Raw genomic sequence first — 26840 nt, 5'->3', positions numbered from 1 at the left:
GACGGGCCGACCCCCGAAAGGGTCGGCCCGTCGACGTGCCGGCGCCCGTTACCGGTCGAGCAGTCCGAGGCTGCGGGCGGCCGCCTCCGGGTCGATCGGGACGATCTGCGGCTGCGGCGCGCCGGCCACCGCCCAGTCCGGGTCCTTCAGGCCGTTGCCGGTCACGGTGCAGACGATCCGCTGGCCCGGGTCGACCAGGCCAGCCTCCGCCTTGGCCAGCAGACCGGCCACCGAGGCGGCCGAGGCCGGCTCCACGAAGACGCCCTCCTGCGAGGCCAACAGCCGGTAGGCGGACAGGATCTGACGGTCCGTCACCTTGTCGATGAGGCCGCCGGACTCGTCCCGCGCGGCGAGCGCGAAGTCCCAGGAGGCCGGGTTGCCGATCCGGATCGCGGTGGCGATGGTCTGCGGCTTGAGCACCGGCGCGCCGTCCACGATCGGGGCCGAGCCGGAGGCCTGGAAGCCCCACATCCGCGGGGTGCGGGTGGCGAGGCCGTCCGCGGCGTACTCGCGGTAGCCCTTCCAGTACGCGGTGATGTTGCCCGCGTTGCCGACCGGCAGGACGTGGATGTCCGGGGCGTCGCCGAGCATGTCGACGATCTCGAAGGCCGCGGTCTTCTGGCCCTCGATCCGCACCGGGTTGACCGAGTTGACCAGCGCCACCGGGTACTTCTCGGACAGTTCGCGCGCGAGGGTGAGACAGTCGTCGAAGTTCCCGTCGACCTGCAGGATCCTGGCGCCGTGCACCAGCGCCTGGCCCATCTTCCCGAGGGCGATCTTGCCCTGCGGGACGAGCACCGCGGAGACCATCCCGGCCCGCACCGCGTACGCGGCGGCGGAGGCCGAGGTGTTGCCGGTGGACGCGCAGATGACCGCCTGCGCGCCCTCCTCCTTGGCCTTGGAGATGGCCATCGTCATCCCGCGGTCCTTGAAGGAACCGGTCGGGTTGGCGCCCTCGACCTTGAGGTAGACCTCGCAGCCCGTGCGCTCGGAGAGCACCTGGGCGGGGACCAGGGGCGTGCCGCCCTCCAGCAGGGTGACCACCGGGGTGGCCGCGGTGACCGGCAGGCGGTCCCGGTACTCCTCGATCAGGCCGCGCCACTGGTGGGTGTGCGCGCCTCGGACGACGTTCTCGGCAACGGCGTTCATGGCTGGTTCCTTATTCCCCTTCGACCCTCATGATGCTGGCCACGTCCCGCACGCTGTCCAGCGCGCGGAGCTTGTCGACCGTCGCCGACAGCGCGGCGTCGGTGGCACGGTGGGTGACCACGACGAGCGAGGCGTCGCCGTCGCGGCCCTGCTGGCGCACGGTGTCGATGGAGACGCCGTGCTCGGCGAAGACGGACGCGACCTGCGCGAGCACGCCCGCGCGGTCGTCCACGTCCAGGCTGACGTGGTAGCGGGTGACGACCTCGTCCATCGGCTTGGCCGGCAGCCGGGTGTACACCGAGTCACCGGGACCGGTGGCGCCGGCCAGCTTGTTGCGGCAGACCGCGACCAGGTCGCCGAGCACCGCGGACGCGGTCGGCGAACCGCCCGCGCCCGGGCCGTAGAACATCAGCCGGCCGGCCGCCTCGGCCTCGACGAACACCGCGTTGTACGCCTCGCGGACGGAGGCCAGCGGGTGCGACAGCGGGATCATCGCCGGGTGGACGCGCGCGGTGACGGACTCGCCGTCCGCGGCCCGCTCGCAGATCGCGAGCAGCTTGACCACGCAGCCCATCTCCTTGGCGGAGGCGATGTCGGCCGCGGTCACCTCGGTGATGCCCTCGCGGTAGACGTCCGCCGCGGTGACCTTGGTGTGGAAGGCGATGCCGGCCAGGATCGCGGCCTTGGCGGCGGCGTCGAAGCCCTCGACGTCGGCCGTCGGGTCCGCCTCGGCGTAGCCCAGCGCGGTGGCCTCCTCCAGTGCCTCCGAGTAACCGGCGCCGGTGGTGTCCATCTTGTCGAGGATGAAGTTGGTGGTGCCGTTGACGATGCCCAGCACCCGGTTGACCTTGTCGCCCGCGAGGGACTCGCGCAGCGGACGCAGCAGCGGGATCGCGCCCGCCACCGCGGCCTCGTAGTACAGGTCCACCCCGGCCCCGGCGGCCGCGGCGTGCAGCTCGGTGCCGTCCTTGGCGAGCAGCGCCTTGTTGGCGCTGACCACCGAGGCGCCCTGCCCGAAGGCGGACAGGATCAGCGATTTGGACGGCTCGATGCCGCCCACCACCTCGACCACCACGTCGATGTCGCCCCGGTTGACCAGGGCCTCGGCGTCGGTGGTGATCAGGTGCTCGGGGACGCCCGGGCGGGTCCGCCCGGCGCGGCGGACCGCGATCCCGGCCAGCTCGACCGGAGCACCGATGCGAGCGGCGAGGTCGTCGGCCGTCGTCGTCATGATGCGCGCCACCTCGGAGCCCACCACACCACAACCCAGCAACGCCACCTTCAGCGGGCGCGTACGCATCATCCGACTCCGCTCTGCATTCATCAGCTTCGGTAATTTCCGGCGGGTTTTCCTGGACCGCCGGGAACTTCGGTCCGTACCAGTCTCCGGGACTTTCCGTACGGATCTACGGTCGTTCCATGATCTGAGACAAGGATTTCGTCATCCGATATCCAGACGCAGGAGATCCTCCTCCGTCTCGCGCCGGACGATCACCCGCGCCGCACCGTCCTTGACGGCGAGCACGGGGGGCTTGAGGGCGTGGTTGTAATTGCTCGCCATCGAACGGCAGTAGGCGCCGGTGGCGGGCACCGCGATCAGGTCGCCGGCGGCCAGGTCGGCCGGCAGGAAGGCGTCCCGGACGACGATGTCGCCGGACTCGCAGTGCTTGCCGACCACCCGCACCAGCATCGGCTCGGCGTCGCTGGTGCGCGACACCAGGGCCACCGAATACTCGGCGTCGTACAGCGCGGTGCGGATGTTGTCGGACATCCCGCCGTCCACGCTGACGTAGGTGCGCAGGCCCTCCAGCGGCTTGACGGTGCCGACCTCGTACAGCGTGAACGCCGTCGGGCCCACGATCGCCCGGCCCGGCTCCACGCTCAGCCGGGGGGTGTCCAGGTTCGCGGCGGCGCACTCGCGGCGGACGATGTCGGCCAGCGCGGCCGCGATCTCGGCCGGCTCGCGCGGGTCGTCCTCGCTGGTGTACGCGATGCCGAGGCCGCCGCCGAGGTCGATCTCGGGCAGCTCGACGCCGTGCTCGTCGCGGATCCCGGCCAGCAGGCCGACCACCCGGCGGGCGGCCACCTCGAAGCCGGCCATGTCGAAGATCTGCGAGCCGATGTGCGAGTGGATGCCGCGCAGCTCCAGGCTGTCGTGGCCGAGCACCCGGCGCACCGCCTCGGCGGCCGCGCCCCCGGTGAGGGACAGGCCGAACTTCTGGTCCTCGTGCGCGGTGGCGATGAACTCGTGGGTGTGCGCCTCGACGCCGACGGTGATCCGGATCAGCACCTGCTGGCGCACGCCCCGGCGGGCGGCGATCGCGGCCAGGCGCTCGATCTCGTCGTAGGAGTCGACCACGATGTGCCCGACGCCGGTCCTCACCGCGTGTTCGAGCTCGTCCGCCGACTTGTTGTTGCCGTGCAGCGCGATCCGCCGCGGCGGCATCCCGGCGGCCAGCGCGACCGCCAGCTCGCCCGCGCTGCACACGTCGAGGTTGAGGCCCTCCTCGTGCAGCCAGCGCACGACGGCCTTGGAGAGGAACGCCTTGCCGGCGTAGTAGACGTCCGCCTCGGTGCCGAAGGCGTCCCGCCAGGCGCGCGCCCGGGAGCGGAAGTCCTCCTCGTCCAGCACGTAGGCGGGGGTGCCGAACTCGGCCGCCAGCCGCTTGACGTCGACGCCGCCGACGGTGGCCACGCCCTCGGCGTCGCGGGCGACGGTGCGCGACCAGACCTTGGGGTCGAGCGCGTTCAGGTCGGCGGGCGGGGCCTGGTAGTGCCCCTCGGGCAGGACGTCGCCGTGGCGGGGGCCTGCCGGGTGTGCGGAGCGGCTCATCTTCGTAGATCCTTCGAGACCTATGGCGAGGGGCGGCGACGGTCCCCGTTGACCGTCAGCCGCCCCCGCTGTGCGCTTGGGGGTGGTGCCTACATCCGCTCGGGCGCCGTCACGCCCAGGAGCGTGAGGCCGTTGGCGAGCACGGTGCGCGTCGCCTCGACCAGCCAGAGGCGGGCGCGGTGCGTGTCGTTGAGCTCCTCGTCGCCCTTGGGCAGGAACATGCAGTTCTCGTACAGGCGGTGGTATTTGCCCGCGAGCTTCTCCAGGTACACGGCGACCCGGTGCGGCTCGCGCAGCTCGCCGGCCGTGGCCAGCACCCGCGGGAACTCCGCGAGGTGGCCGAGCACGTCGGACTCCCACTCGGTGGCGAGCAGCTCGGGCTTGAACTGCTCGACCGTGCCCTTGTCCACGCCCAGCTCGGCGGCCTTGCGCGCCACGCCGCACATCCGGGTGTGCGCGTACTGGACGTAGAAGACCGGGTTCTCGTTGGTCTGGCTGGTCAGCAGGTTGATGTCCAGCGTGATCGTCGAGTCCGTGGAGGAGCGCGCCAGGGTGTAGCGGGCGGCGTCCACGCCGATCCACTCGACCACGTCGTCGATCGTGATGATGTTGCCGGCCCGCTTGGACATGCGGACCTCTTCGCCGTCGCGAAGCATCTTCACGAACTGGCCGATCTTCACCTCGATGTTGCGGTTCATGTCGTCGCCCGCGCAGGCCGAGATGGCCTTGAGGCGGTTGACGTACCCGTGGTGGTCGGCGCCCAGCATGTAGAGCGCGACCTCGGCGCCGCGGTCCCGCTTGGACAGGTAGTACGCGGCGTCGGCGGCGAAGTAGGTCTTGTCGCCGTCGGCCTTGATCAGGACGCGGTCCTTGTCGTCACCGAAGTCGGTGGTGCGCAGGAAGACCGCGCCGTCCTGCTCGAAGACGTGGCCCTGCTCGCGCAGCCGGTCGATGGCCTTCTCGACCGCGCCGGAGTCGTGCAGCGTCTTCTCCGAGAACCACACGTCGAAGTGGGTGCCGAACTCGTCCATCGAGCGCTGGATCTCGGACACCATGAGCTTGAGGCCCTCGGTGCGGAAGACCTGCAGCTGCTCGTCCTCGGGCAGGTCGAGCACGCCCGGGACCGCGTCGGTGAGCGCCTTGGCGATGTCGACGATGTACTCGCCGACGTACCCGCCCTCGGGCACCTCGCGGCCGTTCGCGGCGGCCTGCAGCGAGGCGGCGAACTTGGTGATCTGCACACCGGCGTCGTTGAGGTAGTACTCGGTGGTGACGTCGGCGCCGGAGGCCCGCAGCACGCGCGCCAGCGAGTCGCCGACGGCGGCCCAGCGGACGCCGCCGATGTGGATCGGGCCGGTCGGGTTGGCGGAGACGAACTCCAGGTTGATCTTCAGGCCGCCGAGGGCGTCGTTGCGGCCGTAGGCCTCGCCCGCCTCGACGATGGTGCGCGCCAGCGCACCGGCGGTGGCGGTGTCCAGGGTGATGTTCAGGAAGCCCGGACCGGCGATGTCGACCTTGGCGACGCCGGTGATCCCTCGCAGTCGCTCGACCAGCAGCTCGGCAATGGCTCGCGGCGGCTTGCCGGCCGCCTTGGCGAGCTGGAGGGCCACGTTCGTCGCGTAGTCGCCGTGGTCCCGGTTCTTGGGCCGGTCGACCGTCACGTGCTCGGGCACGGCGACGGCCAGCTCGCCCGCCTCGACGGCGGAGCTCACTGCGGCCTGGATTGCCTGGGAAAGGTCTGCGGGGGTCACGACGCCAAGCGTAGGCGAGACGGGGTGCCCGCCCGCCACTCGGTTTACCGGTTGAGACGCCGGAGTGCCGTCGTTACGGGGTCTCAGCCGCGCTCGGTGCGCTCTGTTCGCTCAGGGCGAACTGCGGCGGCGGCTTCACCGGCCCTGTCGCCGGCCTGCTCGCCGTCCTCTGCGCCGCCCTGCTCGCCGAGCGGCCCGCCGGGGTGCCCGGTGAGCCGCATCAGGCGTCGCACCAGGGCCACCAGGTCGGCCGGATCGAAGGGCTTGCCGAGGTAGCCGTCCACCCCGACCGTCTCCCCCAGGTCGAGGTCCGCCGGGGTGCAGGCGCTCACGATCGCGATCGGCAGCCGGCTGGTGTCCGGGGTGGCGCGCAGCCGGGCCGCCGTCCGCAGGCCGTCCAGCCGCGGCATCACCACGTCCAGCGTCACCACGTCCGGCTGCACCCGGCGGATGACCTCCAGGCACTCGGCGCCGTCGGCGGCGGTCACCACCTCGAAGCCTTCGAGCTCCAGGTTGACCCTGATCAGCTGGCGGATCACCTCGCTGTCGTCCACCACGAGGACCCGCCCGGACACTCCCGACACCTCACCGAGGGTATCGGCGGCCCCGCCGCCCCGTCCGGCCTTTGGGCACTTCCGCTCCCCCGCCCGCCGGGGCCGCCGCGACGATCTTCGGGGAAACCCGTGCACGGGCCGCGTCCGAAGCCTGGTAGTGTTCTCCACGTCGGAAGCGCGAGCGACCGACAGGCCAACAGGCCCCCGTAGCTCAGGGGATAGAGCACCGCCCTCCGGAGGCGGGTGCGTAGGTTCGAATCCTACCGGGGGCACTCACGCAGTGATTGCGAGAGTGTAACCAGGGCCCAGATCAGTGGAGTTGATCCACGATCTGGGCCTTTGTCGTGTTCCGGGCCGGACCGGACCGGACCGGGCCCGGCGCGGAACCGGGCCCGACGGGCTCAGGAGGCGGCCGCCTCCGCCCGGGCGTACAGGTCCGCGATGGTGTGGTCGAAGTAGGCGCTGTAGGAGACGTCGTCGGTGTCGCCGCCCTGCTGGTAGCCGCCGATCGCGCCGATCACGTCACCGGTGGCGGTGTTGATCCAGGGGCCGCCGCTGGTGCCGGACGGGTAGGCCGGGCAGTGCACCACCCGCTGGTAGGCGCTCTGCTGCCCGGTGGCGTTGGTGCACAGCAGGGGCGTCTCGGAGTCGGCGGGGTAGCCGTAGAGCCGGACGGTGGCGTCGAACGGCTCGTCGGCGCCCAGCCGGTTGCCGCCGACCACGTCCTCGACGTTGCGGCCGTTGCTGGGGGCCGTCTCCAGGATCGCGAAGTCCTCGTCCACGTCGCCCTTCTGGGCCCAGCCGGCGGTGGTGTGGATCGCGGTCACCTGCCAGGTGCCGTACGGGGCGGAGCCGTCGCGGTAGCCGGGGGCGAAGGTGACGCCGTCGGTGCTGCTGAGGCAGTGCGCGGCGGTCAGCAGCAGGTTGGCGGTGGCGCTGTGCAGCACGCTGGCGGTGCAGAAGTGGTTGCCGGCCGCCAACGCGCCGCCGAACAGCGCGCCGACGGTCCCGGCTTCACGGTCGCCGGCCGGGGCCGGGCCGGTGGTGCCGAGGGCGACGTCGGAGGCGGCGGGAGCGGCGGAGGTGGCGGCCGCGGTGGAGGGGTCGACCGGCGGCGGGGCGGCGGTCGGGGTCGCGGGCGCGGGCGTGGAGGACGCGGGGGCCGCGACCTGGGTGGCCGCCGCCGGATCGGTGGCCGGGGCGGGCACGGTGGCGGCACGGGTGCTGCGGGCCGCCTTCCCGGCGGCCGTCGCGTCCGACAGGTCCAGCCCGTGCGTCCCGCTCAGCAGGGCGGCGACCGCCACCGCGGACAGCACGGTGAACAGGGACGGGGCCAGGAGTCTGCGGCGGCGCGACCTCTGGCGGCTGTGCTTGCCCATGCCTGTTTCTCCTGCCGGGGCGATCGGGGGCGGCGTTCGGTCAACGACTATGCCGCCTCAGCCTGGTAGGGGCGTGACCGGCTCCTTGGAGCTCGATGAGAAACCCGCCACCCGGCCGCACCCCCCGGCGTCACGGGCCGGCGAGCACCGCATCCAGTTCGGCGGCTCCGACGAAGGCGGTGTGCGTCCCGGCGGCGGTGCAGGCGAAGGCCCCGGCCACCGTACCGGCCCGGGCGCAGTCCAGCGGCGAACGGCCCTGGAACCAGGCGTACAGGAAGCCCGACACGAAGGCGTCCCCGGCGCCGTTGCTGTCCACCACCGGGCGGCCCGGGTCGACGGCCGGCAGGTGGCGGGGCGCGGGGTCGTCCCGGGTGAGCAGGTGGCAGCCCCCGGCACCGGCGGTGGCGACGACCACCCGCGCGCGCCCCTCGGCGAGGATCGCGCGCATCACCTCCTCGTGCCGGCCGGGGCAGCCGGCCGCGGAGAGGAAGACCAGGTCGGAGCCGAGCGCGTACGCACGGCGGTACGGGTCGACGCCGTCCCAGTCGTGCAGGTCGGTGGAGGTGGTGCGGCCGAGGCGGTGGAGGTCGCCGTACATGTCCCGGTTGACGCCGGTGATGGACAGGTGGACGTGCCGGCTGCGCTCGGCGTACGGCAGGTAGAGGTCGCGCGGCAGCCGCAGGTCGGCGGGGTGGCGGGCGTCGAAGAAGGAGAACCGGCGGCCGGCCGCGTCCACCAGGTTGACCCCGCGCGGGGTGCCGTGCGGGCTCACCAGGTGCGCGAAGTGCAGGCCGTGGCGCGCGTAGTGGGCGCGGATCAGGTCGCCCTGGGCGTCGTCGCCGAGGAAGTCGATGAACGCGGTGCGCAGGCCGAGGTGGTGGGCGCCGAGGGCGACGCCGTTGCCGGTGTGGCCGACGTAGTCCCGCACCGGTTCGACGAGCTGCGAGTCGCCGGGCGGGATCTCCAGCCGCTCGACCCGGACGATGGTGTCCACGCCGGCGCCGCCGACGACGAGCAGGTCGAACTCGGGCTGCGCGGCTCCGGGCGGCACGTTCTCGGACAGCACGGCGGCGCCTCCTTGATCCCTGGACGGTGGCCAGGAGTCAAGCAGGCGCCGGAGGTTGACTGCAAGACCTTGCTGCAAATTTCAATCGATCGACGGCCGCTCCGCTCCGGTCTCCGCCCCGGCCTCCGCCCGCCCCTCGCCCGCGGGGCGGACGTTGGCCCTGACATCGGCCGCGGCCGCCGCCCGCAGGCCCGTCGGACGACCGTCCCCGGCCGGTACGGCCGCAGCCGGCGCCTCCGCCCCGGAGGCGCCGCCCTCGACGGCGGTGGCCTCACCGGGCGCCGGCCGGTGGTTGATCATCAGCACCGCGACCAGCGCGGCCGCCAGCAGGACGCCCATCGCCACCCAGGTCGCGACCACGTAGCCGTGCACCGCGCCCTCGGCCCGCACCGCCGGGTCGGAGGCGATCCGGGTGGCCAGGAAGCTCGCGGTGGCACTCGCCGCGATCGTGTTCAGCAGCGCCGTGCCGACCGAGCCGCCCACCTGCTGGGCCGAGTTGATGGTGGCCGAGGCCGCGCCGGTCTCGTTCGGGGCGACCCCGAGGGTGGCCAGGCTCATCGCCGGCATGAACACCAGGCCCATGCCGAAGCCGAGGAGCAGCTCGGCGGGCAGCACCATGCCGGCCCACGCGCTGTCCACCCGCATCTGGGTCAGCCAGGCCATCCCGGCCGCGGCGAGCAGCAGCCCCGGGCCGATCAGGTTCCGGGACGGCACCCTGGTCATCAACCGGGCCGCGACGCCCGTCGAACTCAGCACGATGGCGGCCGTCATGGGCAGGAAGGACAGGCCGGACATGATCGGCGAGAAGTGCTTGATGGCCTGCAGGTAGTAGGTCAGGAACAGGAACAGGCCGAACATGCCGACCATCGCCAGGCCCACCGAGAGCGCGCCGCCACCGCGGTTGCGGTCGGCGACGATGTGCAGCGGCAGCAGCGGGTGCGCGGTGCGCCGTTCGACCAGCACGAAGGCCGCGAGCAGCGCCACGCCCAGGACCAGCGAGCCGATCACCAGGCCGTCGCCCCAGCCCCGGCTCACGGCCTCGGAGGTGCCGTAGACGATCGCCAGCAGGCCGCCGCAGCCGAGCAGTGCCCCGGGCAGGTCCAGCGGCATCCGGCGGCCCTTCCCGACGTGGTCGCGCTTCAGCACGTTGAACGCCGCGAAGGCGGTGACGACGGCGATCGGCACGTTGACGAACAGGCACCAGCGCCAGTTCAGGTACTCGGTCAGCAGCCCGCCGGCGATGAAGCCGATCGCGGAGCCGCCGCCGGCGATCGCACCGAAGATGCCGAAGGCCGTACTGCGTTCCCGCGGATCGGAGAAGGTGGTGGAGAGCAGCCCCAGCGCGGAGGGCGCGAGCAGGGCGCCGAACGCCCCCTGGAGGGCACGGGCGCCGAAGAGCATGGCCGGCCCGACCGCCGCGCCGCCGAGGGCGGAGGCGAGGGCGAAGCCCAGCAGGCCGACGGTGAAGACGCGCTTGCGGCCGAAGAGGTCGCCCAGCCGGCCGCCGAGCAGCAGCAGACCGCCGAAGGCGAGCGTGTAGGCGGTGATCACCCACTGCCGGTCGGCGTCCGAGATGCCCAGGTCCCGCTGGGCGGACGGCAGTGCGATGTTCACGATGGTGATGTCGAGCACGATCATGAGCTGGGCGGTGGCGATGACGGCCAGCGCCCACCAGCGGCGGCGGTCCGCGTCCTCATGACCGGTGACGGTTTGCGCAGTCACTGATCGAGCCTTCCGGAGTGGGGCGGAGAGGTCACGCAGTCGCCTTCCAGCCAAACTCCGCTCCGGACGAATGGCAAGGAAAAACCTCACCAAATCGGACTCGGGGGACAAAAGAACCAGGCCCCCGGGACTCCGGACCGAGTCCCGGGGGCCTGGTTCCCGGCCCCTCGGCCACCGCCGGCGCCGCGCCGTGCCCGACGCGCGCCCGACGGCGCACGGCCGTCAGAGCGCCGAGAGCTCCTCGACCAGGTCGTCCAGGCCCAGCGAGCCCTGCGAGAGCGCCGCCATGTGCCAGGCCTTGAGGTCGAACTCCTCGCCGCGCGCCTCGCGCGCCGCCTTCGCCGCCGCCCGTCCGCGCAGCCAGGCGCGCTCGCCGAGCTTGTAGCCGATCGCCTGGCCGGGCAGGCCCAGGTAGCGGACCAGCTCGCTGTCCAGGAACTCGGCGGACAGGCCGCAGTACAGGCCGAAGAACTCCCGGGCGTCCTCCGGGGCGACCGGCTCGCCCGGCTTGTACGGGGAGTCCGCCGGGAAGTCCAGGCCCACGTGCATGCCGATGTCGACGATGACCCGCAGCGCGCGCATCATCTGCGCGTTGAGGTAGCCCAGGCGGTGGCCCGGGTCGGTGAGGTAGCCGAGCTCGTCCATCAGGCGCTCGGCGTACAGCGCCCAGCCCTCCAGGTTGGCGCTCACCCCGCCGAGGCTCACCTGGTAGGTGGAGAGCCGGTCGGCGACGTAGTTCCACTGCGCGAGCTGGAGGTGGTGGCCCGGCACGCCCTCGTGGTACCAGGTGGAGACCAGGTCCCAGACCGGGAAGCGGTCCCGGCCGACCAGCGGCAGCCAGGTCCGCCCGGGGCGGCTGAAGTCCAGCGAGGGCGCGGTGTAGTACGGCGCGGCGGCGCTGCCGGCCGGGGCGATCCTCGACTCGACCCGGGTGACCGGCTCGGCCAGGTCGAAGTGGGTGCCCTGGAGGTCCCGGACGGCCTGGTCCATCAGGCCCTGGAGGTACTCCCGGGTGGTCTCGGCGCCCTCGATGGCCGGGCCGTCGGTCTCCAGCCACTGCATCGCCGCCAGCGGGCCCGCGCCCGGCAGGACCTTCTCGGCCTCGACCTCCATCTGCGCCAGCAGGTCGTGGAACTCGCTCCACGCCCAGGCGTAGGCCTCGTCCAGGTCCAGGTCGGCACCGGTCCAGTAGCGCACCCAGCGGACGTAGCGCTCCCGGCCCGCGGTGTCCGGAGCGCCGGCCGCGGCCGGACCGTACACGTCGCGCAGCCAGTCGCGCAGCTCGGCCAGCGCCTCGGCGGCGGCCACCGCGTGCTTCGACAGCTCGGGCCGCAGGGCCTCCGGCGCCCCCTGGACGAACTGGCCGAACCAGGCACCGGGCACCCGCTCGTCGGCCGGCGTGTCCTCGCCCAGCCACTCGGCGAACTGCCCGAGCACCGTGGTCACCTGGCGCGGGCCGGACAGCAGGCCGCGCTCGACGCCCTCGGCCAGCGTCCGCCGGTACTGCTCGAACGCCACCGGGATCCTCGCCATGCGGCGGCCGACCACCTGCCACTCGGCCTCGGTGTCGGTCCCCATCAGGGTGAAGGACTCCCGCAGGTCGTGCACCGGGGAGCCCAGGTTGCGCAGCGAGCGGAAGCTCTCCCCGGCCTCGTGGACGGCGAGTTCGGCGGACAGCCGCTCGCGCAGCAGCCGGGCGCAGCGGCGCTCGGCCTCGTCCTCGGCCGCGCCGGCCCGCTCGGCCTCGTCGAGCTTCGCCAGGGTGCGGCGGGCGAGGTCGGCCAGGGCCTCGGGGCCGGCCGGGGAGAGGTCGGGCAGCCGGTCGTCATCGAGGTTGAGGCCGAGGTACACCGCGGTCAGCGGGTCGAGCTCGGCCAGTTCGCGGACGTGGTCGTCGGCGATGCGGCGAGGGGTGGCGCCGTCGGCGGTGATCAGTTCTTCACGCATTCCGACATCATTTCGTGGCGCGGCCGCATTGCAACCCCTTTGCGAGTGGGGTTCGCCTGCGAAAATCCGTTCGGCGCGACAGGATCGGATCGGCCCGGCGCCCATTACGCTTGGCCGCCATGGAAGCCAGCCCCACCTCGGCAGGTCAGGCGCCCGTCCCGGCCGCGTCCGAGCCGCGTCCGCGCCGCACCGGCTACCGACGGCTGCCGGTCCAGCAGCGGCGCGAGCAGCTGATCTCGGTCGCCCTGGAGCTGTTCGCCTCCCGGCCGCCCGAGGAGGTGAGCCTCGACGACGTCGCCGAGGCCGCCGAGGCCTCCCGCCCACTGGTGTACCGCTACTTCGCGGGCGGCAAGCAGCAGTTGTACGAGGCCGCGCTGCGCACCGCGGCGGACGAGCTGACCAGCCGCTTCGCGGTGCCGGTGCGCGGGACGCCGTCCGAGCAGCTGTCGTCGGTGCTGGACGGCTACTTCGCCTTCGTGGCCGAGCACGACGCGGGCTACTCGGCGCTGCTGCGCGGCGGTTCGGTGGTGGAGACGGCCCGCACCTCGGCGATCGTGGACGACGTCCGGCGGGCGGCGCTGCGGCGCACGCTGCGGCACCTGGGCGTGCGGGAGGCCGGGCCGCGGCTCACGCTGCTGGTGCGCTCGTGGATCGCGGTGGTCGAGGGCGCGTCGCTGAGCTGGCTGGACGAGGGGCGCGCACTGCCGGTGACGGAGCTGCGCGACTGGCTGGTGGACCAGTTCACCGCGATGGCCGCGGCGACGGCGCTGCACGACCCGCAGACGGCCGAGGTGCTGGCGGGGGTGCTCGCGCTGGAGGGGCCGCGGCCGCAGCGGGCGGAGCGGCTGCGGGCGGTCCTGGGCGGCGCTTCGTAGCGCGCGGTTCCGGGTCGCGGCGGCCCTCCCGACCCCCGTGCCAAGGGTCGGGGCGGCCTCGGCCGTTATGCCTTGCCGAGCACCTGGCGCTGGCGGCCGAGCCCGTCGATCTCGATCTCGACCACGTCGCCCGGGGCGAGGAACGGCGTGCCGGGCCGGCCCAGGGTGACCCCGGCCGGGGTGCCGGTGATGATCACGTCGCCGGGCTCCAGCACCATGAACCGGCTCGCGTAGCGGACCAGTTCGAGCACCGGGAAGACCATCTCCGCGGTGCTGCCGTGCTGCCGCTGCTCGCCGTTGACCCAGAGCCGCAGGGTCAGCGCCTGCGGGTCGGCCACCTCGTCGGCGGTGACCAGCCAGGGCCCGAGCGGGGTGAAGGTCTCCGCCGACTTGCCCTTGTCCCACTGGCCGCCGCGCTCGAACTGGAAGGCCCGCTCGGTGACGTCGTTGGCGATCGTGTAGCCGGCGATCACCCCGGCCGCCTCGGCGTGCGAGTCCAGGTAGCGGGCGGTGCGGCCGATCACGACGGCCAGTTCGGCCTCGTAGTCGGTCTTCTCGCCGCCGCGCGGCACCAGCACCTCGTCGTACGGGCCGACCACGGTGGAGCTCGGCTTGAGGAAGATCACCGGCTCGGCCGGGATCGCGGCCCCGGCCTCGGCCGCGTGGTCGCGGTAGTTGAGCCCGATGCCGACCACCTTGCCCGGCCGGGCCACCGGTGCGCCCACCCGCAGGCCGTCGAGGTCCACCACCGGCAGGAGGCCGGAGGCCGCCTCCCGGGCCAGCGCGGCCGGGTCCAGCCCGGCCAGGAAGGCCCCGTCGAGGTCGCGGGCCCGCCCCGAGAGGTCGTACGCGGTGCCGTCCTCGCCCAGGACGACCGGGCGCTCGGCGCCCGCGGGTCCGACGCGCAGGAGCTTCATCGATCCGTCACCAGCCTTTCGTCGCAGCTCACCGGGGCGGCGCGGACGCCGCTCCCGTGTCCGGCAACGAGGTATACCAACGCGTCCGGGTCGCGGACCAGACCGTCCCGATGGGCGAAATCCTCCCGGTTCCCGCCCGGGCCGCGGCCCGGGCTCGGCGGCCCGCACGGTTGACACCCGGCGGGCGTCCGGCCCACGGGCCGACAGTGCGGGTCGGCGGAGCGGGTCGACGGAGCGGGCCGACAGTGCGGGCCGGCGGTGACTCCGGGCCGCGCGGAACGCCTCAGTCGCCCGGCGCGCCGCCGAGCAGCGCCCCCAGGCTCAGCGCCCGCGGCCGGCCCGGGCCGAGCCGGGCGGCCTCCCGCTGCCAGTGCGCGAGGTCGCGCCGCGCGTCCGCCCGGGCCTCCGGGGTGGCGCCGGGCACCTGGGCCAGCTCGTCCAGCAGGGCGACGGCGGCGCCCGGGCTGCCGTCCCGGGCCAGCCAGAGGGCCAGGTCGTGGCAGGTGCGCAGGGTGCGCGGGTCGTCCGGTCCGCAGATCCGGGCGAAGTCGGGCACGAGCGCGGTGAGGATCTCGACCGCCTCCGCCGACTCGCCGGCCTCGCCGTGCCGCCAGGCCCGGTCGGCCCGCCGGCGCAGCTGCTCCGGGCTGGGGTCGTCCGGGCGCAGCATCCCGGGCCGGACGACGCGCAGCCGCTCCAGCACCTCGGCGGCCCCGGCGGGCCGCTGCTCGGGCCGCTTGGCGAGCAGTTCGGCGATCAGCGCGCCCAGCGCGGGGTCCTTGCTGCGGACCCGGGACGGGACCTCCTCCAGGTGCCGGTACATGTACTCGGCGGCCGAGGCGGCGCGGAACGGGCGCGCGCCGGTGCAGACCTCGTACAGCATGATGCCGAGCGCGTAGAGGTCGGCCCGGCCGTCCACCACGCCGCCGGACCAGCACTCGGGCGCCAGGTACGGGACGGTGCCGACCACGTTGCCGGTGGAGGTGAGCCGGACGGTCTGGGTGACCAGTCGGGCGATGCCGAAGTCCAGGACCTTGGCCCGCTCCCCGTCCTGCGCGATCATCACGTTCTCGGGCTTGATGTCCCGGTGGACGATCCCCGAGCGGTGCGCGGCGTCCAGTGCCTTGCACACGTGCCGTATCCAGCGCAGCGCCTGCTTGTGGTCCGGCCGGCCGTCCTTGAGCACCTCGGACAGCGCCCGGCCGCGGACCAGCTCCATCACCAGGTACGGGATCTTCCCGGAGCCGGTCTCCGTCCACCCGTAGTCGTACACGGTCACGATGTGCGGATTGTTGAGGCCGCCGGCCGTCCGGGCCTCGCGGACGAACCGGCTGACCGCCTCCCGGTCGGTGGCGTGCTCGGCGAGCAGCACCTTGACCGCGACCTCCCGGTCGATGGTCGTGTCGGTGGCCCGCCAGACCACGCCGAACCCGCCCCTGCCCAGCTTCTGCTCCAGCCGGAAGCGACCGCCGAGCACCTCGCCCTTCTCCATGCCCTCCCCCAACTCGACCGCGCCCGCCCGGCATTCGCCGTCGGGAGGGGGTCACCATAGCGGCGGGCGGGAACGAACGGGTGAACGTCCCCGGGTGGGCCCTCCTACGGCTTGGGCCTGGGCAGCCCGGGCGGGTTGATCTCCGAGTTCGGCACGGCCTCGTTGTCCAGGCCCCAGCGCTTGAGCACCTGCCCGTACGTGCCGTTGCGGATCAGTTCGTCGATCGCCCCGTTCAGCGCCTTGACCAGCCCGTTGTCCTTCCGGGTGGTCGCCGCGATCTTGCCGAGGACGTCCGCGCCGCCGCCCGAGTAGGTGCCGACGACCTCGGTCTCGCCGGTCTGCACGGCGTGGAAGGCCAGGCTGGGGTTGGGGCCGGTGTAGACCTCGATCCGGCCGGAGGCGAGCGCCAGGTAGTACTCGGTGCCCTGGAAGTACTTGATGTCGATCGGCTTGAGCCCGTTCCTGACGTTCTCCTCGCTCCAGGAGACCAGCAGCTTCTCCTGGTTGGTGCCGGTGGCGACGCCGACCGCCTTGCCCGCGAGGTCCTTGGGGCCGGTGACCTTCAGGCCGCCGCCCTTCTTCGCCTCGAAGCCCAGGACGTCCAGCCGGTAGGTGGCGAAGTCGTACTTCTCCTTGCGCGCCTCGGTGACGGTGATGTTGGAGACGCCGACGTCGTACTTGCCGCTGTCCAGACCGACGAAGATGTTCTCCCAGGAGACCGGGTTGAACTCGACCCTGAGGCCCAGCACGTTGCCGATCAGGGAGGCGAGGTCCGGCTCGACGCCGATGATCGTCCGGTCGTCGTTGGCGTAGAAGTCCAGCGGCGGGGTGGTGCCGATCGAGTCGACGACGGTCAGCGTCCCCTTCTTCCTGATCTCCTCCGGGACCAGCGCGGCGATCGCGTCGACTTTGGGCGTGGTGACCCGGTTCTGGTCCGGCGAGAGGTTCACCACCGTGCCGTCCGGCGCGGTGCTGCCCCTGGCCGGGGCGAGTTCCGCCGACGCGCCCGTGGCGGAGCCGCCGCAGCCGGCCAGGGCGAGGGCGGCGGCGAGCGCGCCGGCGGCGGTCACGAGGGCGCGACGGGGTAGGGACATGGCGGAACTCCTGCTCGGTGAAGGGGGGTTGTTCGGAGAAGGGAGGGTCAGAGGACCTTGGCCAGGAAGGCCCGGGTGCGCTCGTGCCGCGGCCGGTCCAGGACCTCGGCGGGCGGGCCCTGCTCGACCACCACGCCGCCGTCCATGAAGACCACGGTGTCGGCGACCTCGCGGGCGAAGCCGATCTCGTGGGTGACCACGATCATCGTGGTGCCGCTGCGGGCGAGGTCCTTGATGACGTCCAGCACCTCGCCGACCAGCTCCGGGTCGAGCGCCGAGGTGGGCTCGTCGAACAGCAGCACCTTGGGCTCCAGCGCCAGCGCCCGGGCGATCGCCACCCGCTGCTGCTGCCCGCCGGACAGCTGCCGGGGGTAGGCGGCGGCCTTGTCGGCCAGCCCGACCCGCTCCAGCAGCGCCAGCGCCGCCGCCCTGGCCCCGGCCTTCGGGCGGCGCAGCGCGGCGACCGGCGCCTCGACCAGGTTCTCCAGCACGGTGAGGTGCGGGAACAGGTTGAAGTTCTGGAACACGAAGCCGATGCCGGTGCGCTGGCGCAGCACCTCGCGCTCCTTGAGCTCGTACAGCCGGTCGCCGGAGCGGCGGTAGCCGATCAGCTCGCCGTCGATGGCGACGTGGCCGCGGTCCAGCTTCTCCAGGTGGTTGATCGCCCGCAGCAAGGTGGACTTGCCGGAACCGGACGGGCCGAGCACCACGGTCACCGAGCCGGCCGGGACGTCCAGGTCGACCCCGCGCAGCACCTCCAGCCGGCCGAAGCTCTTGTGCAGGCCGCGGACCCGCACCATCGGGGCGGCCGGGGCCGGGCCGGGAGGGTTCGGATCGGGCTTCGTCAGCGTGGTCACGACTGTCCTCCGGGGGTACGGGCGGCGGCGGGCCGGGTGCGGTCCGGCAGGCTCCGGGCGAAGGCCCGGACGCGCTGCCACGGGGTGGGCGGCGGGGTGCGCTCGGCGCCGCGGGCGAAGTGGCGCTCGACGTAGTACTGGCCGATCGAGAGGGCGGTGGTCAGCAGCACGTACCAGACGGTGGCGACCATCAGCAGCGGCACCACCCGGCCGGTGCGGCCGTAGACCACCTGGGCCTGGTAGAAGAGTTCGCCGATCGCCATCACGTAGACCACCGAGGTGCCCTTGAGCAGGGAGATCACCTCGTTGGCGGCGGCCGGGAGGATGCCGCGCATCGCCTGCGGCAGCACGATCCGCCAGCCCTGCCGCCAGCGCGGGATGCCGAGCGCGGCGGCGGCCTCCCGCTGGCCGGCGTCCACCGCGATGATGCCGCCGCGGATGATCTCGGCGGCGAACGCGGCCTGGTGCAGTCCCAGGCCGAGCACCGCCGCACCGAGCGCGCTGAGCACCCCGACCGTCTCGACCTCGCCGAAGGTCGGGCCGAACGGGATGCCGATCCCGAACCGCTTGTACAGGTAGGAGAGGTTGAACCAGAACACCAGCTGGACGATCAGCGGGATCGAGCGGAACACCCACACGTAGGCCCAGGCGATGGAGCGCAGGATCGCGCTGCGGGACAGCCGCATCGCGGCCACCGCGGTGCCCAGCACGAAGCCCAGCACCGTGCCGTAGGCGGTGAGTTCGAGGGTCCGTCCGATCGCCCGGAGGATGGTGTCGGCGGTGAAGTAGAGCCGGAACGTGGCCCAGTCCCAGCCGGGGTTGGTGGCCAGGCCGTGGGCGAACTGGGCGAGCACGACCAGCGCGGCGATCCCGGCGGCCCAGCGCCAGGGGTGGCGGGCGGGCACGGTCCGCAGGCCGGCCAGTGCGTCGAGGTCGAGGTCGGGGGCGGCCGGGGCCGGGGCCGGCCTGGTCCCGGTGGTGACGGTGGTGACGGTGGTGGTGACGGTCATCGGAGGTCTCCTCGGTGGCCGGCGCTCAGGCGTGCTCGGGCGGGCTGATCCGCGATTCCTCGATCGCCGACTCGGCGACCCCCCACTTGCGCAGGATCCGCTCGTACGTCCCGTCCTTGATCAGCTGGTTGACCGCCGCCTGGAGGGCCGGGGCGAGCTTCGAGCCCTTCTTCAGGGCGAAGCCGACGTCGAGGCGGTGGAACTCGTTGAGGAAGCGGGTCCCGGAGGCCTCCTGCGCGGCCTGGTGGCGCAGGCCGTTGATGGTGGACATCTCGATGTCCACCCGGCCCTGCTGGAGGCTGGTCAGCAGGGCGCCGCTCTCGCCGAACGCCTTCACCTCGTACGGCTTCTTCCCGGCGTCGGCGCAGACGTTCTTCCGGCTGTTGAGGGTGGTCTCGAAGGTGGTGCCGGCGCCGGTGCCGATGGTCAGTCCGCACAGCTGGACCAGGTCGGTGACCGGCTGGACCGCGGTGTTGTCCTTCTTCACCGCGAACCCCTGGCCGTCGTCGATGTAGGTGACGAAGTCGATGGTTCTCAGCCGGGCCGCGGTGACCCCGAAGTTGCCGGTGCCGACGTCGTACTTCCCGCTGTCCAGGGCGGGCAGGATGGTCTCGAAGGCGGCCTGCTCGCGCTGCACGGTCAGGCCGAGCAGCCTGGCCACCGCGTCGGTGAAGTCCACGTCGATCCCGGCCGGCTTCCTGTCGGCCTGGTCGGTGTAGAAGGCGCTGGGCGGCGCGCCGAAGGCCGAGCCGAACTTCAGCGTGCCGGCCCTGCGGACCTCCTCGGGCAGCAGCGCGGCGGCGGACTCCGAGGTCCTGAGGCCGGAGACGAGGTCCTCGGTGGCGGTGGCGGCCGGACCGCCCGCCGCCGCGCCCGCGATCTTCGGGTCCGAGCCGCAGGCGGCCAGGGCCAGGACCGGCAGCAGGACGGCGGTCGCGAGCAGGCGGCGGCGGACGGTGGTGGTTCTCACGAGGGGCCCTTTCAGGAGGTCGTGGTCAGAACGGGCAGGTGCTTCTCGAAGGGGAGCGGCCCGATGGTCAGGGGGTCGGCGGAGACGTCGAACAGCGGGGTGTAGCCGGCCGCCAGGTAGAGGTTCCTGGCCTCGGGCTGGCGCGGGCCGGTGGTGAGGTGGAAGCGGGTGTAGCCGGCCGCGGCCGCCGTCCGCTCCAGCTCGGCCAGCACCCGGCGGGCCAGGCCCCGGCGCCGGTGCGCGGAGTGCGTCCACATCCGCTTCACCTCGGCGGTGCGGTCGTCGTAGCGCTTGTACGCGCCGCCGGCCACCGGTTCGCCGTCCTCCAGCAGGAGCAGCAGCACGCCGTGCGGCTCGGCGAAGTCCCCGGCCGGGTAGCGGGTCATCTCCTGGTGCGCCTCGGGGCCGTACCGGGTGACGTACTCGTGGGTGAGCTCGCGCAGCAGCGGCTCGACCAGCGGATCGTCGATCGTGACCCTGCGGAACTCCCACCCGTCGGCCGGGCCCGCGCCCGCGCTCACGCCTGCACCGCGATCAGCTGGTGGCGGTCGCGCTCGGCCCGCTCGGCCTTGGCGGCCCTGGCGGCGTCCCGCTTGGCGACCTCCTCGCGGACGATCGGGATGACGTACCGGCCGAAGTCGATCGCGTCGTCCAGCAGGTGGTAGCCGCGCGCGGAGAGGATGTCCACGCCGAGGTCGTAGTAGTCGAGCAGCGCCTGGGCGACCGTCTCCGGGGTGCCGACCAGCGCGTTGGAGTTGCCCGCCCCGCCGGTGGCCGCGGCGGTAGGGGTCCACAGGGCGCGGTCGTAGCGCTCGCCGGCCTCGGCGATCTCGATCAGCCGCTGGGAGCCGACGTTCTCGGGTGCCGCGGTCCCGCGCGTCCCGGCCTCGCGCGTCCCGGTCGCCGGGTTCGTCCCCGCCCGGTCGGTGCCCCGACGGTCCCGGATCGCGGCCACCGTCCGGTGCGCCTTCTCCCAGGCCAGCTCCTCGGTCGGCGCGATGATCGGCCGGAACGCCACCTGGATCCGCGGCACGTCGGTGCGCCCGGCGGCCCGGGCCGCCTCCTTCACCCGCTCGATCTGCTCGGCGGTGCGGGCCAGCGGCTCGCCCCAGAGGCAGTAGACGTCCGCCTCGGCGCCGCCGGCCGCGTAGGCCGCGTCGGAGGAGCCGCCGAAGGAGACCCCCGGGCGCGGCTGCTGCACGGGGAAGACGTCCGAGACGAAGTCGTCGAAGCGGTAGTGCGGGCCCTCGTGGTCGAAGGGCTCCCGGCTGGTCCAGGCCTTCTTGACGATGCCGATGTACTCCCGGGTGCGCTCGTAGCGCTGGTCCTTGGTCAGGAAGTCACCCTCGCGCTGCTGCTCGTGGTCGTTGCCGCCGGTGATGAAGTGCACGGTCAGCCGGCCGTCGCTGATCCGGTCGAGGGTCGCGAAGGTCTTGGCCGCGAAGGTCGGGTAGGAGACGTTCGGCCGGTGCGCCAGCAGGATCTGGAGGCGCTCCAGGTGCGAGGCGAGGAAGGCCGCCGCGGCCGACGGCTCCGGGGCGCCGGCCGCGTAGGCGAAGAGCACCCGGTCCCAGCCGTGGTCCTCGTGCGCCCGGGCCAGCCGCAGGGTGTAGTCGCGGTCGAAGGCGGCGGTGGTGCGGGCGGTGGTCTCCGAACCGTCGCCGGTGGCGGCGATACCGAGGAATTCGACGGGCATGGCGGAACCTTTCGGGTGGGCGGGACTCCGGTGGACTGCGGGTGGGCAGGGGGTGCCGCCCGGCCGGAGGCGGGGGCGCCGGAGGCGGCCGCGGCGGGGCGGCCGTCGAACACGTGACGGTGGACGTGACGGTGGAAACGGCGACGGGAGGGGACTGCCGGAGTGCGGGAGGACCGGAGTGCGGAGGGGCCGGAGCGCAGTGCGAAGTCGACGGCGGCAGCGAAGGCCTGACGCGTCGCCGGTCGCCGACGACGGATCCGGGCCGCGACGGGGCGAACCGAGGGAGGGCTCCCCGCCGGGAGATCAGGCCGGACGGACGGCCCGCTGCCGGGTCAGCCGCGACACGCCGCGGACCACACCCGACCGAAGTCGATGTGGTCGCGGCTGACCAGGGGCTGCTCGGCGTACATGGCCTCAAGTTGAGCAGTCGGCCGATCGGTACGTCAACCATCCATCATTGCCGCACTGTTGCGATCTCCTGTCGCTTTTCCGACGCGCCCCGGCCGGGCCGTCCGCCGTCCCGATCACCCTTGACAGCCGTCGATCGCGCATGCGTACGATCGGCGCGGAGTGCAGTGCAATGCGCCGGCCGTGTTGAGGGACACGGGCCGCGCCCGCGTACGTGACCACCGCCGTACATCTCCCCGCCCGCACTCCGCCCAGGAGCCGCCGCCATGGCCACCCCGCAGGACGTCCTGCCCGCCCCCTCACTCGACCGCCCCGACGCGCCGCCCGCCGCCGAGGCCCGGATCGTCGCCCGCCGCAAGCCCGGCCAGTGGGCCGCCGCCGCCGTCGCCCTGCTGCTGGCCGCGATGGCGGTCAACTCGGTGATCCGCAACAAGGCCTTCCAGTGGAGCGTGGTCGCCGACTGGTTCACCGCCCGGTCCGTGCTCGACGGACTCGCCCTGACCCTCTGGCTGACGGCCGTCACCCTCGCCCTCGGCTTCGTGCTCGGCACCCTCCTCGCCACCATGCGGCTGTCCGCCAACCCGGTGCTGCGCACGCTGAGCTGGGTCTACATCTGGGTGTTCCGCTCCACCCCGCCGCTGGTGCAGCTGCTGTTCTTCTTCAACATCGGCGCGCTCTACCCCACCCTCGGCCTCGGCGTCCCGTTCGGCCCCGAGTTCGTCACGGTCAGGACCGTCAACCTGATGGGCCCCACCCTGACCGCCGTCATCGGCCTCACCCTGCTGGAGACCGCGTACGCCGCCGAGGTGATCCGCGGCGGCATCCTGTCCGTCGACCGCGGCCAGCTGGAGGCGGCGTCCGCGCTCGGGCTCGGCCGGTGGCGGGTGCTGCGCCGGATCGTGGTGCCGCAGGCGATGCGGGCGATCGTGCCGACCGCCGGGAACATGCTGATCGGCGCGCTCAAGGGCACCAGCATCGTCAGCGTGCTGGCCGTCTCCGACCTGCTCTACTCGGTGCAGCTGGTCTACCTCCAGTCGTACCGGGTCATCCCGATGCTGATGGTCGCCACCATCTGGTACCTGGTGGTCACCACCCTGCTGTCCGTCGGCCAGTACTACGTGGAACGGCACTTCGCCCGGGGCGCCACCCGCGACGGCCTGCCGCCCACCCCGCTGCAGCGGGCCCGCGCGGCCTTCGTGAAGGTGGTGCGGGCATGACGGCGCTGGTCATCGTCGGCGCCGGCCCGCGCGGCACCGGGCTACTGGAGCGGATCGCCGCCAACGCGGCCGAACTCCTGCCCGAAGACCGCCCGTTGGCGATCCACCTGGTCGACCCGTACCCGCCGGGCGCGGGCCGGATCTGGCGCCACGACCAGTCCCCGCTGCTACGGATGAACTCCATGGCCGAGGACGTCACCATGTTCACCGACGAGCGCTCCACCCTCGAAGGGCCGGTCCGCCCCGGCCCCTCGCTCGCCGAATGGGCCGCGCGGCAGGAGGAGTTCGCGCCCTACCGGGAGGTCGCCGACCCGGCCGTCCGGGCCGAGCTGCGCACCCTGGCGCCCGGGGACTTCCCCACCCGCCGGGCCCAGAGCGCCTACCTGGACTGGGTGTTCCGCCGCGCCGTCGCCGAACTGCCGGCGCACATCGCGGTCACCGTCCACCGCGACACCGTCCGGCGGATCGAGGGCCCGGCCGACGGCCCGCAGAGCGTCCACCTCACCGACCGGACGCTCACCGCCGACCACGTCGTGCTCACCCTCGGCCACCTCGACTCGGCCCCGCACCCGCGCTTCGCCGCCGACGCCGCCTTCGCCGCCCGGCACGGCCGCTTCCACCTCCCGCCCGCCCACTCCGCCGACGTGACCGCCGAACTGGCCGCCCTCGCCCCCGGCGAGCAGGTGGTACTGCGCGGCCTCGGCCTCGCCTCGGTCGACCTGGTCACGCTGCTCACCGAGGGCCGCGGCGGCCGCTTCGAGCCGATCGGGGACGGGCCCGCGCTGCGCTACCTGCCGTCCGGCCGCGAGCCGGTGCTCCACCTCGGCTCCCGGCGCGGCGTCCCGTACCACTCCAAGACCGGCTACCGGCTCCAGGGGCCGCCCGCCCCGCTCCCCCGGTACTTCGACGAGGCCGCCGTGAACACCGTGCTCGCCACCGGCGGACAGCTCGAACTGCGGCGCGACTTCTGGCCGTTGATGGCAAAGGAGATCGCCTTCGGGCACTACCACGAGCTGTTCCACGCCCACCCCGGGCGCACCGCCCTGCCCTGGCCGGAGTTCCTCCACCGCTACGACCGGCACCACTGGTACGGCCCCGAACTCGCCGCCCTGATCGCCGAGGCCGTCCCCGACCCGGCCGACCGGATCGACTTCGAACGGCTCGACCACCCGCTGGCCGGGCTCGAACTCGGCACCGACGAGGAGCTCCAGGCGCACCTGCGCGAGTACGTCACCGCCGACGCCGACCGCCGCGCCGACCCGGCGCACAGCGCCGACCTCGGCGCCTTCCTCGGCCTGCTCTCGCTGTTCGGCCAGCTCCCCCGGGTGATGGCGAGCGGCCGGCTCACCGCCCGGTCGATCGCCGAGGAGGTGGACGGGTGGTTCTTCGGCTACTTCAGCTTCCTCGCCTCCGGCCCGCCCGGCTTCCGGCTGCGCCAGCTGCTCGCCCTCTCCGAGGCCGGGGTGGTGCGCTTCCTCGGCGCGGACGTGCGGATCGAACGGGACGAGGCGAGCGGCACCTGGCGGGCCGGCGGCGCCACCGTGCCCGGCCACCGGGTCACCGCCACGGCGCTGGTCGAGGCGTACCTGCCCAAGCACGCGCTGGCCCGCACCCTGGACCCGGTGCTGCGCGACCTGCACCGCACCGGACGGATCGTCGAGGAGGTGGTCACCGACCCCGACTACACCCACCGCTCCGGCCTGGTCACCATCACCCCCGCGGACAGCCGGCTGCTCGACCCGGCCCTCGGCGGCGCCCCGCACCCCCGCCGCACCGCCCTCGGCCCGCACACCAGCCTGCGCGCGGCCGCCGCCTTCGCCCGCCCGCGCACCAACGCCCCGGGCTTCCGGCAGAACGACGCCGCCGCCCGCGCCCTGCTCCACGCCCTGGCCGCCCTCCCGGCGCCGGCCCTGGCGGGCTGAGCGCCGTGGCGACGGCGCTCAGGCCCCGAAGATCTCCTCCACCAGGTCCTCGTCCGAGACGTGGTCCGGTGCGTCGAACACCACGTCCGCGACGCCCTTCAGGCCGATCCCCCGGTCCAGCGCGTCCATGCAGGCCCGGGCCTCCTCGTCGGTGGCGAAGTCCCACAGCCGCAGCCGCCGCACCAGCACCAGCGCCTCCATCGGGCTCATCCGCGGCGTGCGGCGGCGCTGCCCCGGCCCCTTGCGGCCGGCCTGGGCCAGCTGCTGCTGGTAGCCGGCCAGGTCCCGCCAGGCCTGCACGGTGCTCGGGTGGTGCTCGCCCAGCACCCGGGCGAGGTCCGGCAGCAGCCCGTGCAGCTGGAGCACCGCGCCCTGCGGGTCGCCCCGGTTGGCCCGGTGCAGCGCGAGGTCGTGCCGGGCCTTCAGGACCCGCGGGTCGTACGGGCCCCAGGCGGCGTGCAGGTCGGGCAGCAGCTCGTTCATCAGCCGGATCGCGGTGACCGGCGCACCGCTCTCGCCGACGCACCAGACCAGGTGGTAGCGGGCGCCGAGGGTGTCCGGGTCGACCGGGCCGAGCGCCGCGCGCATGTCGTCCACCAGGGCGGTCAACAGCCGGACGGCGCCGTTCAGGTCCCCGGTCCGGCTGAGGTACCAGGCGAAGTCCCGCCAGGTGCACAGGGTGTCCCGGTCGCTCCGGCCGAGCAGCGTCACGCACTCCTGGGCGAGCGTCTGCAGCAGCATCGCCGACTCGCCGGCCGTCGCCGCCCGGTAGGCGGCGGACCGGCGCTCGCGCAGTGCGGCCCGGACGGACTCGGCCGGCGGCGTGGCCGTCACCGGCGGCGTGGTCAGCGGGGGCAGCACCGACGGGACGGCGGGCGGCGCGGCGGGCCCGGGCGCGGGCGGCAGGGCGGGCGCGGGCAGCGCGGCGGGCGCGGGCGAAGGCGCGGGCGCGGGGACGACCGGCAGGGCGCTCGGCGGCGGTGGCACCACCGGCCCCGGACGCTCCACCACGGTCGGCGCCGGCGGCCGCGCCGAGGCCGCCCGGCCGCCCGGCCAGTCGGCCAGCTCGGCGAGCCGCCGCTCGACCGAACGGGCGTCGGCCGGCCGGTCCGCCGGATCCTTCGCCAGCAGCTCCGCGACCAGCCCGGCCACCTGCGGCGGCAGCCCGAACTGCGCCGGGTCCAGCGGCGCCGGCGCCTCGTTGAGGTGCTGGTACATCAGCACCGGCGTCGAGTCCCCGCCGAACGGCCGTGCCCCGGTGAAGAGTTCGATCAGGACGCAGCCCAGCGCGTAGAGGTCGGCCCGCCCGTCCACCCGGCCGCCGGTCCAGCGCTCCGGCGCCATGTACGCCGGGCTGCCGACGATCGTCCCGGTGGTGGTCAGCCCGCCCGCGCCGGTGTCCAGCTGGGCGATGCCGAAGTCCAGCACCTTCAACTGCCCGGTGTCGGTGATCATCACGTTGTCCGGCTTGATGTCCCGGTGCACCATGCCCGCGTCGTGCGCGGCCGCCAGCGCTCCGCCGATCTGCCGCCCCCAGCGCAGGCTGAGCGCGGGCTCGGGCACCCCCGCCCGCAGCACCTCGGTGAGGGTGCGGCCGGTGAGCAGCTCCATCACCAGGTAGGTGACCTCCTCGCCGCCGAGCTCGCACTGCCCCAGGTCGTGCACCGTGACGATGTGCGGGTGCGAGAGGTTGCCGGCCGCACCGGCCTCCCGGACGAACCGCAGCGCGGCCTTCGCCCGGTCACCGCCGCGGTGCCCGATGACCTTGACCGCCACCGGCCGCCCCATCCGGGTGTCCCGGGCCCGCCACACCACCCCGAACCCGCCTTGCCCGAGCTTCTCCACCAGCTCGTACCGGCCGTCCAGGACGTCCCCGACTCGCACGCGCCCTCCCCTCCCGCCATGACGCCCAGACTCTACCGACGCAGTCCACCGCCCTTCCCCCCGCCGTCGCCCCTCCCCTCCTCCTCTCCCCCGGACC

General features: G+C 73.6%; 21 protein-coding genes and 1 tRNA gene. 4 read left to right on the top strand and 18 right to left on the bottom strand.

The genetic code is table 11. The annotated features are described in order from the left end of the window. Positions 1-48: 48 nt before the first annotated feature. The 5 genes from thrC to ACGFSC_RS22795 form a co-directional block, all read right to left on the bottom strand. A complete protein-coding gene (gene thrC / locus ACGFSC_RS22815) occupies positions 49-1149 on the bottom strand; it encodes a threonine synthase (protein WP_049655889.1) in 1101 nt (366 codons plus the stop codon). Positions 1150-1159: 10 nt separating this feature from the next. Continuing rightward, entirely contained in the window at positions 1160-2452 is a 1293-nt protein-coding gene (locus ACGFSC_RS22810) for a homoserine dehydrogenase (protein ID WP_359899981.1), read from the bottom strand. Positions 2453-2590: 138 nt separating this feature from the next. Then, entirely contained in the window at positions 2591-3982 is a 1392-nt protein-coding gene (gene lysA, locus ACGFSC_RS22805) for a diaminopimelate decarboxylase (RefSeq protein ID WP_359899983.1), read from the bottom strand. Positions 3983-4071: 89 nt separating this feature from the next. Then, on the bottom strand, positions 4072-5733 hold the full coding sequence (argS, locus tag ACGFSC_RS22800) for an arginine--tRNA ligase (protein ID WP_359899985.1): 1662 nt from the start codon (positions 5731-5733) through the stop codon (positions 4072-4074). Between the two features lie 83 nt (positions 5734-5816). Next, positions 5817-6308 carry a response regulator gene (locus ACGFSC_RS22795; protein ID WP_359900026.1) on the bottom strand — a complete coding sequence of 164 codons (492 nt, stop codon included), beginning with the start codon at positions 6306-6308 and terminating at the stop codon, positions 5817-5819. A 179-nt stretch (positions 6309-6487) separates the two neighbouring features. Here ACGFSC_RS22795 and ACGFSC_RS22790 point away from each other — a divergent pair. After that, positions 6488-6559 (top strand) — tRNA-Arg (locus ACGFSC_RS22790). 129 nt (positions 6560-6688) lie between these two features. On the opposite strand, the gene ACGFSC_RS22785 is transcribed toward ACGFSC_RS22790, so the two are convergent. The 4 genes from ACGFSC_RS22785 to ACGFSC_RS22770 all read right to left on the bottom strand — a co-directional run bounded on the left by ACGFSC_RS22785 (position 6689) and on the right by ACGFSC_RS22770 (position 12401). After that, the gene (locus ACGFSC_RS22785; protein WP_359899987.1) at positions 6689-7666 is read right to left on the bottom strand and encodes a trypsin-like peptidase domain-containing protein; all 978 of its coding nucleotides are present in this window, start codon (positions 7664-7666) and stop codon (positions 6689-6691) included. A 130-nt stretch (positions 7667-7796) separates the two neighbouring features. Continuing rightward, the gene (locus ACGFSC_RS22780; RefSeq protein WP_359899989.1) at positions 7797-8732 is read right to left on the bottom strand and encodes a carbohydrate kinase family protein; all 936 of its coding nucleotides are present in this window, start codon (positions 8730-8732) and stop codon (positions 7797-7799) included. Between the two features lie 81 nt (positions 8733-8813). Further along, a complete protein-coding gene (locus ACGFSC_RS22775; protein WP_359899991.1) occupies positions 8814-10454 on the bottom strand; it encodes an MFS transporter in 1641 nt (546 codons plus the stop codon). A gap of 222 nt (positions 10455-10676) precedes the next feature. After that, complete coding sequence (locus ACGFSC_RS22770) at positions 10677-12401, bottom strand: DUF885 domain-containing protein (protein WP_359899993.1); 1725 nt, start codon at positions 12399-12401, stop codon at positions 10677-10679. A gap of 119 nt (positions 12402-12520) precedes the next feature. Here ACGFSC_RS22770 and ACGFSC_RS22765 point away from each other — a divergent pair, with 119 nt between their 5' ends. Next, entirely contained in the window at positions 12521-13276 is a 756-nt protein-coding gene (locus ACGFSC_RS22765; RefSeq protein ID WP_359899995.1) for a TetR/AcrR family transcriptional regulator, read from the top strand. A gap of 65 nt (positions 13277-13341) precedes the next feature. Here ACGFSC_RS22765 and ACGFSC_RS22760 read toward each other — a convergent pair whose 3' ends face one another. From ACGFSC_RS22760 to ACGFSC_RS22725, 8 genes are all read right to left on the bottom strand, one after another. Next, positions 13342-14193: a fumarylacetoacetate hydrolase family protein gene (locus tag ACGFSC_RS22760; RefSeq protein WP_359899997.1), complete on the bottom strand. Its 852-nt coding sequence runs from the start codon at positions 14191-14193 to the stop codon at positions 13342-13344. Between the two features lie 283 nt (positions 14194-14476). Then, the gene (locus ACGFSC_RS22755) at positions 14477-15685 is read right to left on the bottom strand and encodes a serine/threonine-protein kinase (protein ID WP_359899999.1); all 1209 of its coding nucleotides are present in this window, start codon (positions 15683-15685) and stop codon (positions 14477-14479) included. A 104-nt stretch (positions 15686-15789) separates the two neighbouring features. Continuing rightward, complete coding sequence (locus ACGFSC_RS22750) at positions 15790-16779, bottom strand: ABC transporter substrate-binding protein (protein ID WP_359900001.1); 990 nt, start codon at positions 16777-16779, stop codon at positions 15790-15792. A gap of 47 nt (positions 16780-16826) precedes the next feature. Further along, positions 16827-17579 (bottom strand): amino acid ABC transporter ATP-binding protein, encoded by a 753-nt coding sequence (locus tag ACGFSC_RS22745; RefSeq protein ID WP_359900028.1) that lies wholly within the window; start codon positions 17577-17579, stop codon positions 16827-16829. A 53-nt stretch (positions 17580-17632) separates the two neighbouring features. After that, positions 17633-18646 carry an amino acid ABC transporter permease gene (locus ACGFSC_RS22740; protein ID WP_359900003.1) on the bottom strand — a complete coding sequence of 338 codons (1014 nt, stop codon included), beginning with the start codon at positions 18644-18646 and terminating at the stop codon, positions 17633-17635. Positions 18647-18671: 25 nt separating this feature from the next. Continuing rightward, positions 18672-19616 carry an ABC transporter substrate-binding protein gene (locus ACGFSC_RS22735; protein ID WP_359900004.1) on the bottom strand — a complete coding sequence of 315 codons (945 nt, stop codon included), beginning with the start codon at positions 19614-19616 and terminating at the stop codon, positions 18672-18674. An 11-nt stretch (positions 19617-19627) separates the two neighbouring features. Beyond that, positions 19628-20137 carry a GNAT family N-acetyltransferase gene (locus tag ACGFSC_RS22730; RefSeq protein ID WP_359900006.1) on the bottom strand — a complete coding sequence of 170 codons (510 nt, stop codon included), beginning with the start codon at positions 20135-20137 and terminating at the stop codon, positions 19628-19630. Next, a complete protein-coding gene (locus ACGFSC_RS22725) occupies positions 20134-21312 on the bottom strand; it encodes an LLM class flavin-dependent oxidoreductase (protein WP_359900008.1) in 1179 nt (392 codons plus the stop codon). The genes ACGFSC_RS22730 and ACGFSC_RS22725 overlap by 4 nt, the downstream gene beginning before the upstream one ends. A 674-nt stretch (positions 21313-21986) precedes the next feature. Between ACGFSC_RS22725 and ACGFSC_RS22720 the strand changes: the two genes are divergently transcribed. Together ACGFSC_RS22720 and ACGFSC_RS22715 are read left to right on the top strand one after the other, a co-directional pair. Next, positions 21987-22937 (top strand): amino acid ABC transporter permease, encoded by a 951-nt coding sequence (locus tag ACGFSC_RS22720; RefSeq protein ID WP_359900010.1) that lies wholly within the window; start codon positions 21987-21989, stop codon positions 22935-22937. Next, entirely contained in the window at positions 22934-24859 is a 1926-nt protein-coding gene (locus tag ACGFSC_RS22715; RefSeq protein ID WP_359900012.1) for an FAD/NAD(P)-binding protein, read from the top strand. The genes ACGFSC_RS22720 and ACGFSC_RS22715 overlap by 4 nt, the downstream gene beginning before the upstream one ends. 18 nt (positions 24860-24877) lie before the next feature. On the opposite strand, the gene ACGFSC_RS22710 is transcribed toward ACGFSC_RS22715, so the two are convergent. Next, positions 24878-26743, bottom strand: a complete 1866-nt coding sequence (locus tag ACGFSC_RS22710) for a serine/threonine-protein kinase (RefSeq protein ID WP_359900014.1) — start codon at positions 26741-26743, stop codon at positions 24878-24880. Between the last annotated feature and the right edge of the window lie 97 nt (positions 26744-26840).

This window comes from Kitasatospora sp. NPDC048715 (genome assembly GCF_043198905.1).
Classification (GTDB): domain Bacteria; phylum Actinomycetota; class Actinomycetes; order Streptomycetales; family Streptomycetaceae; genus Kitasatospora; species Kitasatospora lactacystinica.
The sequence above is the reverse complement of the archived record's forward strand: the minus strand, read 5'-3'. Positions and strand labels throughout refer to the sequence as shown.